Source organism: Acinetobacter sp. C26M, assembly GCF_023702675.1.
In the GTDB taxonomy this organism is placed as follows: domain Bacteria; phylum Pseudomonadota; class Gammaproteobacteria; order Pseudomonadales; family Moraxellaceae; genus Acinetobacter.
On record NZ_CP098478.1, the window covers coordinates 841,371 to 854,125 of the forward strand.

Genomic DNA, 12,755 nt, shown 5'->3' on the forward strand with positions numbered 1-12,755 from the left:
AATCAAATAATAAAAAAGATATGCTAAAAATATACCGCAATTTTTTAAAAATATTAAAAACAGGTGGGAATAATTGTGAATAAGATCTATCAAGTGGTATGGAATGCGACACATCTTTGCTGGCAAGCAGTAAGTGAAATGGCGAAAGGGGGCGTTGTTGCAACGCAATCAACAACGAAAATCAAATCTAAAACCTCTGTTGCTTATACAGCAAAAGTAACAGCCTTCTTTGCTGTGAATATTTTAAGTGCAAGTATTGTATTTGCAGGACCAACAGGTGGGGTGGTTAGTTCGGGGACAGCGAACATTTCAACAGCAGGAACAACAACAACCATTAATCAGTCCACCGCAAAAGCCGCGATTGACTGGAGTAGCTTTTCGACCAATAGCAATGAAATCGTGAATTTCGTGCAGCCGAATAGTAGCTCAATTACGTTGAACCGAGTCACAGGTACAAGTGCTTCAAACTTAAATGGTCAACTCAATGCCAATGGACAAGTCTTCATTATTAACCCAAACGGGGTGCTATTTGGCAGTACTTCACAGGTCAATACTGCGGGTTTAGTCGCATCGACCTTAAACTTAAGTAACAATGACTTTAATAATAATCTCTTTAACTTTAACAATCCTGATAATAATAAAGGTGTAGAGAACCGTGGCAAAATTACCGTGCCGACTGGTGGTACAGTGGCTTTAATTGCGCCGACAGTAAAACAGACTGGCACGATTAAAGCACCACAGGGTAATGTATTATTGGCAGCAGGTGGTGATATTACCCTGAATCTAAATAATGGCAGTTTGTTGGGTTACACCATTAATCAAGGTAAAGCACAGGCTTTGATTAATTCAGGTGGAATGATTCAAGCCGATGGCGGTAAAGTTGTTCTTACCGCAAAAGGCATTGATGAGTTAAGCAATGCAGTGGTCAACAGTGTTGGGGTGATTCAAGCACAAACGGTGAATAATGTTCGTGGTGTGATTGAGCTCGGCAGTGATCTAAGTAGTGGTACCGTAAATGTTAGTGGTACTTTAGATGCATCAGCGCCGAACGGTGGCAATGGTGGACAAATCAAAACTTCTGCGGCAGAAGTACATGTCAATTCAGGCACCAATATCACGACACAGCGAAATAGTACGAGCAGCTTACCTCCGACGACCAGTGGCTGGGAGTTGAAATCCAAAAATGTCGATGTCGATTTCTTTGGTGGCACTGTCAGCAGTACCACTTTGGGTGATGCTTTAAACAAAGGCAATGTTAGCTTGAATGCGATTGGTACGGCAGAAGGCCAAGGTAATATTAATGTTAATGATGCAACTAGCTGGAATGCTAATACCGCACTGACACTGACTGCAAACAAAGATATTAATTTTAATAGTGATTTAGATTTAAGTGGAGATAAGGCTAAGCTTGCCATGAACTATGGAGCAGGCTCGGATTATAACTTAAATAATGGTGCCAAGATTAATATCAGTGGTTCATCTCCAACCTTATTAATTAATGGAACTTCTTACATTGTGATCAATGATCTAGGTGAAGAAGGCGATGCCAATATCAATACTTTACAAGGGATGAACAATAACCTGACTGGGAATTATGCTTTAGGTAGCAATATTGATGCCTCTGATACGGTCAATTGGAATAATGGAAAAGGCTTTGAGGCGATTGGTCAGTTATCTGTAAAAGTCGATGGTGATATTCTACAAGCAGCTGAAGGTGGCTTGCCTCCAGGAACTCCAATTTTCCAAGGAAACTTTCATGGCCTAGGGCACAAAATTGATGCGTTAACAATTAATCAACCACAACTACATGGGGGACCAATCAATGATCAGGTTGCGACTCCTCAAGGTCTGTTTAGTATTACCTATGGCAGTGAATTAAGAGATGTAGGTCTTACCAATGTATCAATAAAAGGGCATGCTTATATGGGAGCTCTAACTGGCATACATTTTGGTGGCAATATTAAAAATGCCTATAGTACAGGTCAAGTCCATGGTTTGTATTATGTTGGAGGTTTAGTTGGTGTAGCTAGTGGGCAAAATATTAATGCCAGCTTGGGTAAAATAAGCCAAAGTCATTCTGAAGCACAGGTTAAAGGAATACTAAATGTGGGAGGATTGGCTGGGGTAAGTCTGCTTCCCGTTTACGATAGTTATGCTACAGGCAATATTTCTTTAGCAGATTTATCTATGACGCTAGAAGAAGAACAAAACCTTGATCCTAATGGCACCGGAGGGATGGGGGTCGGTGGTTTATTAGGTACTGGACAAGGTGTTTATAACAGTTATGCAACAGGGAATATACTAACTGGTACCTATGTGAATGGCAATTGGCATCCAGAGTTAGGTTTCTTCGGTGCAGGTGGTTTAGTGGGGCTTTTGATGGCTCAGGAAAATAGTTCACATTATATCGATCGTAGTTATGCTACAGGCAACGTGAGTGGTTTAACAGGCTTAGGTGGATTAGTTGGTGCAACAGTTTATAGGAGTTCTGATCGGACGCCTCGTTTATATATTAATAACAGCTATGCCACAGGTGATGTGATTGCAAGTGATTCGGTTCAAAGCCAGCATATAGGTGGTCTTGTTGGAGGCAATGCGCCAGATAATATTATCAATGCCAGTTATGCGACTGGGCGAGTCAAAGGCAATAGCAATGTAGGTGGCTTGGTAGGAAATAATAATGGCGGTATTGTAACGAATTCATATTCAACCAGTGCAGTGGAGGGGGAAACCTCTGTCGGAGGGCTAATTGGTTACAACAATGGAACAGTTGAAAATAGTTATTCGAATGGGGGAGTGACTGGTGTAAATCATGTCGGGGGACTCATTGGGGAACATAGCCTCTATGGGGGGGCAGTTACGAATAGCTATTGGAATACTGAAACATCAGGACAATCTAGCAGCGCAGGTGGTATTGGAAAAACCACTGCAGAACTGCAAAAAATCCTGACCTTTGCAGGATGGGATATTGCCGATGCCTCTGACCCAAATTCAAGCTCGACCTGGGTGATTGATGAGGATAGTACGACCCCATGGCTCCGTTATAACCATTAAGATGAAAAGACATTATTAGAATATAAGACCAGAGGCTGATCCTTCTGGTCTTAAACAATAAGATATTGATTAAATTTAGAGAAATAATGAAATTTTATTTATATAAACAAGCAAGGATGTACAACAGAGTATTTCTTCAAATAATGGGTGGGGTGAATATCCTCGTTATTGCTTCTTTTATTACCCATGCAGAAGTTGTTATTCCTGATAGTGGTACCATTACCAAACAATTGAATTCTGAGCAATTCAAAGAAACACCTAAAACAGACCAACAATACTTTGGCACTGATTCATCTCGGCAAAACTATAGTCAGGATCAAACCCCCATTTGGGTCACAAAAATCCAGATAGAAGGGAATCAAAAAATTGCTACAACCGTTTTGCATGGTTTAGTCAAGTCACTGGAAAATAAAAACAATGTATTGGCTGATTTACAGCTTGGCGCAGAACAAATCACCCAATACTATAAAAAACAGGGTTACTTTTTGGCGAAAGCCTATTTACCCAAACAAAAATTAGAAAATGGAATATTGGTGATCCGAATTTTAGAAGGACAACTGGGGCAAGTCATTTTAAGCAACCAGTCTAAAATTAAAGATACAACGATTACGCGCTATACCGATCAAATTCCTCATCATCAGGCGTTACAACAACTGCAAAGCAATAAAACCTTATTATTGATTTCAGACCTATCTGGTATTGGGAAAATTCAGGCAAACCTACAGGCCGGTGAACAGACAGGGCAAACGGATCTTGTTTTGGACATTCTGGGACAACCAACTTGGGTGGGGCGAATTGGTATTGATAATGCAGGTAGTAGCTATACGGGCAAATATCGACTTTCAGGCTATCTCGAGAGTAATAGCTTGCTAGGATATGGAGAGAAGTTATCTGCTCAATTACTCGGAAGTAATCAAGATTTGGTTTCAGGAAGCCTAAATGTCCGATTACCTATAACAGGAACGGGGCTATGGCTGGGCGGTGGTTATAGCAGAACTGAATATGAGCTGGGAGAGCAGTTTAAGCAATTAGATGCGACAGGGACTTCTGAAAACTATAATTTAAATCTCGTTTATCCATTGATACGCAGTCAGAAAACCAATTTAGATTTGAAATTATTGCTTGAAAAAAGAAAGCTCTTTGATGAAATCGCAGTAACAGATACAGAGACATCCAAGCATATAGACGCGAGTCGAATTACACTGAATTTTAGTCGAATGGATGATTGGGGGATTGGCGACATGAAAGGTGGCATTAACCAGCTCGAATTCATCACTACCGTTGGTAATCTGAAAATTCAAAGTCCATCAGCCCTAAATATAGATCGATTGTCTGCAAAGACCCAAGGCAGTTTTTATAAGCATGAGCTGAAACTTTCCAGACAGCAAAGGTTAACAGCATCTTCTTGGTTTAGCAGTGAATTGTATGGGCAGCTTGCCTCTAAGAATCTCGATTCAGCGGAAAAGTTTTCTTTGAACCCGATGCGTGCCTATCCAATAGCCGAAGGGCTGGGTGATCAAGGTTGGGGCGCATCAATCAATGTGTATCACCAGTTGACACCATTTTTAAATGCTTATCTATTCCAAGATGTTGGTAAAACACAACAAAATAAAAATCCATATCTTACAGATAAAAACAGTCGCTCTTTAGCAAGTACAGGTATTGGTATCGCTGGTGGATATAAAGGCTTTGACTACAATGCAAGTATTGCATGGCGTGATACTTCTGCTGCAAAAAGTGATGAGGATCAACAACCGCGCTTGCAGTTTGGAGTCGGATGGAGGTTTTAATTTAACACGTGAATCTAGAAGGGGTTAGTTTCTGCAGGTTATATATCTGGTTGTAACGATAAAGATTGATATTCAATGGTTGTGAGTTTGCCTAAGGCTTTAGAGATGACTTACATTTTGCAACAATAGATTATGAATAGGTGGTTGTTGTAATTTTACTTTATAGAAAATAACAAGTAGAGAAAAATCATTGATCTAAATAGATAAAAGATCTTTAAAAATCTATTTCACTCATCGGAAAATAGACCATTTACCTAAATTATTTTGCTTTTGTGTAAATTATCAGCATAATGAAGAATGAGATTATGTAGGCATATTGCCTGTATTTGAGTGAAGCGTAAATACGGTTTTCCTTGTGGTTTTATAAGGATTCACTCAAAAGGATGTTAGAAAAAGAATGATGATGCGGAGCATCAGGTAATAGGAAGGTCAAGATGACTAGATCAACTTCTACGGTTTTATTCAAAAGAACTGTTTTAGCAAGTTTTATTAGCTTGTGCGTAAGTCAATCTATTTTTGCACTACAAGAAATTTCCGATGATGCTTTAAGTGAAACCACAGGTGAAGGGATTGCATTTCTTCCAGAAGGTTTTTCTATGCGTATGAATGGCGCAGATGATGTGAACGATACAGGTTATCTGCGTTTGATTCCTATTGGTCCCTTGCAAGGAAATAAAAGAACAGGAACTCCCGGGAATTATACCTACACGCCAAACTATACTTATAATACAACAGATGGTGAAGTGTATGATGCAAATGGAGCTGTTATTAGAAAGGCAGATATCTTTTTATATGGTTTAAATTTGTCACAATCAAAGGCTGACTGGGGAACAGGCAGAAGCTCCTCTAATTGGGATATGAGTTTTGGTCGTCCAATTAATAGTTGGGGGACTGCAAACAACCCTTGGATTTTCCAGACTAATACCGATAAGGTTCAACAGTTTAATGATACCGCGGCAGGTCGAGATGTTACCTATTTTAATTTCGAAGCACCTCTATACAAAACCTTAACTGCAGCAAATAGTTATAATGATATTGCAGGTTTAAGCGATGCAGAAAAGTCAGCATATAATTTGCGCCTCAGCCTATGGGGCGATGCCTTTATGCGTGATGCAAGTATTGTGGAGGGCACAAAGACTGCTGATGCTTATAATGGTTTAAGTAACCAGCTACGTTTTAATATGGTGTGGGATGGTTTTAGTGTTAATGGTTCAAATTTTAAAATGTTTCGAACTTTAGATGGTGTTATTGGCGGAAGTACAACAGCCCAAGCTGGTTTAAGTAAGGCATATAATAATACTTTGGGGATGGCAGCAACGCTACGCTTAAATTCAGTACCAACGCAAGGTTCAGATTACCGTGCAATAGTTGATACAACTACAACAAGAACTTGGCAAACCTATGATGCTAGCTCTATTGGATTTAAGGCTAATGCCTTTACAGCAACAGAATTAGCGCAATTAAAAGCGGGTAATTTTAGCTCTATTGGCGGAACAAATAAGGTTGTTATTTCGGATGGAACGGGTAATGTTCCTGTCGGTACTGTGATGTGGAATGGTCCAGTAAGCTTAACAACACCTGGCACAAATAACCCAAGTGTAATCAATGTTGCAAATCCAGCAGATAATTTGGTTATTAAATCTTATGTTCCACTGGGCAACAGTCAGGGCAATGCCACTGTTGATGATACGAATGGCCCACGTTTAGTCCGAGGGACGGGTGCTGATCGGATTTGGGAAAATTACCGTATTTATAAGCAATCTGATGGCTCTTCTGCTTGGTCAATTAAAGCAATTTGTGGCGCAGCGGCAGGAAATACAGGGCAATCAAGTACAACTAGCTCAAACAATCCAGGTCAGTGTGTAACACAAGAAGGCTTTCGTGTCATAACAGCAAAAGCGAGTAGTACGAATAGTTGGAAACTTCCTGAAAGTGCTAAAAAAAGTATGCTAAGAATCAATGCTGAAACAGTACTTAATGCGGCGAATAACTTTACAACCGATACTCCTGCTTTAGGTGGTGCGGCGCCAAATTTTGATAGCAGTAAAGGTTTATTTATATATGGTTTAAATGCCAATATTGTTCTGGGGACATTGTATCAGCCTGTGATTTTTGATGCCAAAGGTGGAAATTTTAGTATAGAAGTAACACGTATACCAAATGATGTAGACGTTTATAGTAAAATTTATACACGCTATGATTTTGATAATGGCTTAAATGGCGCAACAATACCAGATTCAAGTGTGAGCTATTTAGGTTCAACCTGTAATATCTACCGTTGTAGTGGAGCTAATAATGGAAGCCCAACTAACATTGCCTTAGGTGGAGTCAATTATCAAACTAGTGGGGCTACACATAGTAGTATCACCATTGGTTCAACGAACTATGACGCAACGAAAAACTTACTTTCCGCCTACAATGGTGTGGAGGCATTTGGTATTTCATTTGGTGAATTACAAGATGCAACTAATTTAACCAGTGAAAAGCAAATTGATTATATACAAACTTTTCAAAGACGACGTTGCGCAAGCAGTAATTGTGCGTCTGGCAGTTGGAATCCATCAGGAACAGGCGCTTGGCAAAATTGGACACAGACGCCTAAAACGAGTTTTACTCAAAATACCAACTCTCAAATTGTAGGTCGTCAAACCAATGTTCCAACAACATTTCCAAGTAGTTTAAGTTCAGCGGGGACAGTTGCAAATAATATGGGCTCAGCTGTAATTGATGGTTTGCTTATTCAGCATTTAAAATTGACCACGACTGGTATTAATTAAGGAGCAAGTAGGATGAAAGGATATCACTCATTATTTGCTTTATGTGCACTATTACTTGCTAACCCAAGTTTTGCAGAATTAAGTGATTTAACCGATGCTGAATTACAAACAATGACGGGGCAAGCTGGAGCAGATCTCAATTTAGCCTTAAGCTTAAATCAAAATAAGATCACGGGAGCAGCTCCAAGCACGACCTTGTTAGCCATGTATGACCCTGCGCGTACACCTCAGTTTGATACCTCTTTGTGCCGAAAGGATGCATTAGAGTTTTGTCGCTTAGCAATTGCATTAAATAACCGTTCTGTAGATGCGTTAGGTAATCCACTGGGTAGCAATGCGGGCAAAAAGCAATGGATTACCCTAAAAGGCATCCAAGGGACAGTTAATATTCCAAAATTAGGAATAGATGGGGTGAATGTGTCTTATGGTAATGTCACAAAAGCCGCTTTAATGTTTAGTTTTGATCCCAAAGTTCCTATTCAAGTGCGAAATCTTGGATTTCAGTCACTCGCAATTGAAAACGATGCAAATGCAAATGCAGATGCAACACCAACTGCTGTAGATTCGAATACTGCAACCCGTGGTTACTTAAATAAGGGGCAATATACAGCGAGTGATGGTGCATTTGATGCCAATAATCCTAATTATAGTGAGGTTGTTGGGCGGGAAAAAGGCTTTTTAGGTGTCAACATGAATGCCAATTTATCGATGACAGGTTCAATTAAAATGTTTAGTTGCGCTGGTGGCACACACCCCCGTTGTTAAAATAAAAATAAGGAAGCATTGAGATGAAAAGGAAGCTAACATCTACACGTCATTTTGTTTTAACAGTATTGGCAAGTAGTATTTTATTGACTCAGAGTTCATATGCTTTGCAAGAGCTACAAGATAGTGATTTGAGTTTAGTGAATGCTCAGGACGGCTTGTATTTGCAGACTGAATATAAGCAAATGGATTTTGATCAGCTTTATTGGCAAGACAAAGCAGGGACTCCAACAGGTGAGAAGGATTTAAGAGCAACAGCTAATGGTGTACAAGTTCGTAAAAATACGAACTATAAAGGTGGAAACTATCAACTTGGTACAAATTATAAGATCCAGTCTGGTACTACGGTCAATAATGGAAAAGCAACTGCTGGTCTAGATTTTGAGATAGAGTCGTTACCTTCTACGATTTCAGTTAAAGGCTTTCAGGTCTGCAATCAAACAGCAAACACGTGCGATAATCTTATTGGTAATGTCGCAGTTCAAACAGACTCACCGCAAAATATTCGCTTTCAAACTAAAAATGGTTTATTTGACCCAAATTCTCAAGCCAGTTTGGGTCTCAATTTACGAAACCTAAATCTGTATTTTGGATTGAATGATGGTGCTGCTACGAGTAATTATTACAATCAGTTGATTTTAAAAAACTTTAATTTTAACTTCGATGGTAAGGGGGTAATTTATGTTGACCCTGTGAAAGGTTTAATGTTGCAAACCAATAGTGTCAAAGACAGTGCAGGCGGTACTGTTCTTCCTGCGACCATACAGCAATCGCCAGATGCGACACATGGCTATATTGATTTTACTAGGGTACCAATACCCAATATGAATGCAGCGCAGAGTGCCAATGCAACCTATCGTGAGCTAGATACAAATCAAGCGTCACCAACTTATAATCAAGTGGTTGCAACCAGTTCTGGTTTAAATATTGAACTAATGACTAAAAAAAGGGCTTATGTTGATCCTACAAACCCTGTTTATGCTTTGGCCATTGGAGCAAATGAGGCAGATGCTGCCAAAGGGCTTATTCGTGTTGGGGCGAGTGGACGTATGGTCAATAGTTATTTGCAGATTCGTGGAGTCAATGCAAGTGGACAAACAAATAATATTCTAGGTTATGCAACCAGTGCCGATAGTGGTGATCCATCAACGTCTACAGGTACAGATGGATCAATATTGGGTTCTACAGGGATTGGCGTTCGTTTACGTGGTGAATTTACCAGCGATGGCGATGGAATGCTTGGGACAGGCGGTAAGGCAACTACTTTAGAAATTGGCGGTGCAGGTTCAAATACCTTTGGCTTTGAATTTAGTAAACTAAGTCCACTTATTTCTAACTCGAATGAACGTGCTTATTTTGATAGTGGCAATGTTTACTTAGGCCTAGCAAATACGCGTCATTTGCTTTTACCTCAAAATAGTGTCTTGAATAGTGCGCGCTTAGGTGGGGCAAGTGGTACTTTAACTACAGCAGCAGACTATAAACAACAAATTGCAAGTAATGCTACTCCAAATAGTTTAGTGGTCGCAATTCGTGGCGGTGATTTCCAAGCAGTTTCAAAACGTGGTCGTTTTACTTCAAGCAGTGGTGTTTCAACTGGAAATACAATTGGTCCAGAAGCTGGAAAGGACAATACTTGGGGATTGGGTTTACCATACTATAATCTAAATAGTAATATTGCAGTGTACGCAACCAAATATTCAGGTTCAATCTATGGTTTAGATAATGCCAATAATACTGTAACGAAGTCGACTGTGACTGGAGTGGATCGTTTAGGTTTGGCACTTGGTTTAAGTGTGCAAGGGCGTAATCCAGAAGGAACAAAAACTACTTCTATTATGGTAGTAGATGCAAATAATAATTATTATATTGGATTGCGTAATATTGACATGCTATTGCGTGGTTATGGGACGATGGGTTTTGAAAATGGAAATGTCAATGTATCTCTTAAAGACCTATTGATGGTGATGGCTGCGGAAATTGCTGGGGGATATTTGCCAAGTTATAATGCCGCAGGTACACCATCATCAGGTATAAAAAATCCATTTAATACTAAAGATGATGTTTTATATGGATTGAAACTGAAAATGTTCGGTGACATGGATTTTAGTTTGGTTCCTAATAATGAAATCAATGCCAATAATCAGGCACGTTTATCTATTGTTGGGCGTTATTTGCTTAAAGATGGTGCAATTCAGTTGAGCGATCCAGTCGATGACTCCATGATTGGTTTTGATAATATTTCTGGTCTTATCCAGTTTAATAATGCTATTGCAGTGAATAAGGATAATGTTGGGTTTAATTATAGTTTTAATATTAATCCGGATCGAGAAGCTTTAAATGTCTTACGGGTGAGAGATATTAATTTATATCCACCAGCAAATTTAACTAATCCAACGTTGAGTCCACCAGGACAACGTTTAGGTGAAATGGTTATGACTGGTGGACGTATTGATGCCAGTATGGGAATAACACCTCGAAATGGCGGCTTCACAAGACTCCCATGAGCTAAGGAAATAGAGCAATGAAAAAATATGGAATATTGGGTACTTTGACTCTAAGCATATTAGCAGTTCAGAGTTTTGCTGCCTCAAGTTTACATAGTCTAGATGATGAACAAATGCGTCAGGCAACTGGACAGGCATTACTTTATATGGGCACGACTGCTGGAAGTAGTATCGACACCAATTATAATTCTAAATATGGCAATATTAGTTTTTATAAAATGGGTTTACAGGCCGATTTAGAAGCCAACCTGAATATTAAAAAATTACAGTTGGGTTGTGGTGGAATCAATGGAGCCAATGGTTGTGATATTGATATTGAAAACTTAGCTTTAACTGGAGTCCCGACTTCTGTGGCATCAGATGGAACACCGATTTGGAACTACAGCGGTACGCCAGGTGTAAATGAACGTGCGGCTAGTAGTGCAATATTAAGGAACCCTTTTATTGAATTTGCAATTAAAAACCCGCAAAGTGCCTCTACTCGAGAAATGACAGGAGTACGCCTAAGTGCCGAAGGCATTATGGGCTATATGACGGCAGGTACCAATAATGATCAACCGAATACACCTGCATCACAATTAAACCAAGGTGGGATTAATACCTTTAGTGGTTATATTGTTACTGATCCTGTAGATGTAACAGCCAGTACACAAGCTGCTAAGTTTGGTTTAACTCGAGATCAAATGATATATGCACCAGTTTATATTAATGCCTTAGGTCTTATTTATGGATATCGTACGGCATATACCGCTGTTGATAAAATGAATCCAAGTAGTAGTAACTATCAAGCTCCACCTGAGGGTGTATCTAGCTGGGGGATTAATATTGCTCAAAAAGATATCAAATTTATCTTTCCTCAGACTGTCGTGACTGGTAATCGTATGTCCCAACTAAATCTAAAAGTGGATAATGTCCCTGTTGGGCGAATTGCAGTAGGAGCATCAGATGGTCCAATTTATATGCAGATGGATGATAGTATTGCGAGTGTAAACAATGCTACTTTTTATATGGGGGAGAAAGGGAGCCGTTCTTGGACCGTACGCGCTACAAATGATCCATGGCTAACCACAAACTCAGATGGTTTAACACCTGCTCAGAAACAACAATACAATACTACACTTCGTAATTCTGGTGTTCCTACTGGTCAAATGGGCTGTCTAAATAGTAGTAATGCCGCGAGTAGCACAGCGTGTACTTTTATTGATAATTTAGCAGCGAATGTCTCGGTACAGCAAGATTTTAAACGAATGCATAACTTACCCGTGGCGAAAGCTATAAAAGATGCAAGTGGTAAAATCACAGGCTATGACTTTAATAAGGGATTTTATCTATCGTTGCAAAAGGAGGCACTTCGTTGGCCTGGTAGTAATTCTGATGATATTGCTCAAAGAGGATGGTGGATGTCATTTTCAGAGCCATTGAATTTCGGTGCCTTAGAACCACAAACCAAAGTTTCTATGGATGATGTACTGCCTCAAGTCGCAACATTTATTAATAATTTCTTTAGTCAACAAAAAACAGACTCGGCTGGTAATCCACTATATGCAAAAAATAATAGCTGTTTTTTAATTTGTTCTTGGCAACAGCAAGACGGTGTAAATTTGGATTATCGCGAACAAACAACAACTGCATCAGGTTCTTTGGGACCAATTGGTAAAAATTTTATTGCTTTAAATACGGGTGATGCGTTGAATGCTTTGTTTGGTGCTCCATTATATAAATCGATTGGTATTATTGATGTAAAAGGGGTACCCGCAGTTATGGGATTGTCTGACTTACCTTTAAGTAACTATCAGGCGGTTGTACCTAACTGTTGGGGAGGATTGAAATTCTGTTAGGTTTGAAGTTAAAGAAAGAGGCTA

The 12,755-nt window shown here is 39.5% G+C and carries 6 protein-coding genes; all 6 read left to right on the plus strand.

What is annotated here, in order from left to right; genetic code table 11:
* The first annotated feature begins 75 nt into the window (after positions 1–75).
* The 6 genes from NDN11_RS03920 to NDN11_RS03945 all read left to right on the plus strand — a co-directional run bounded on the left by NDN11_RS03920 (position 76) and on the right by NDN11_RS03945 (position 12,731).
* Positions 76–3,054 (plus strand): two-partner secretion domain-containing protein, encoded by a 2,979-nt coding sequence (locus tag NDN11_RS03920; protein ID WP_251110825.1) that lies wholly within the window; start codon positions 76–78, stop codon positions 3,052–3,054.
* 86 nt (positions 3,055–3,140) lie between these two features.
* Positions 3,141–4,844 carry a ShlB/FhaC/HecB family hemolysin secretion/activation protein gene (locus NDN11_RS03925; protein ID WP_251110826.1) on the plus strand — a complete coding sequence of 568 codons (1,704 nt, stop codon included), beginning with the start codon at positions 3,141–3,143 and terminating at the stop codon, positions 4,842–4,844.
* Between the two features lie 434 nt (positions 4,845–5,278).
* Positions 5,279–7,621, plus strand: coding sequence for a hypothetical protein (locus NDN11_RS03930; protein WP_251110827.1), 2,343 nt, complete (start codon positions 5,279–5,281; stop codon positions 7,619–7,621).
* Between the two features lie 12 nt (positions 7,622–7,633).
* Positions 7,634–8,386, plus strand: a complete 753-nt coding sequence (locus tag NDN11_RS03935; RefSeq protein WP_251110828.1) for a DUF6160 family protein — start codon at positions 7,634–7,636, stop codon at positions 8,384–8,386.
* Between the two features lie 23 nt (positions 8,387–8,409).
* A complete protein-coding gene (locus NDN11_RS03940; RefSeq protein ID WP_251110829.1) occupies positions 8,410–10,893 on the plus strand; it encodes a hypothetical protein in 2,484 nt (827 codons plus the stop codon).
* A 17-nt stretch (positions 10,894–10,910) separates the two neighbouring features.
* On the plus strand, positions 10,911–12,731 hold the full coding sequence (locus NDN11_RS03945; protein ID WP_251110830.1) for a hypothetical protein: 1,821 nt from the start codon (positions 10,911–10,913) through the stop codon (positions 12,729–12,731).
* Positions 12,732–12,755: the final 24 nt, after the last annotated feature.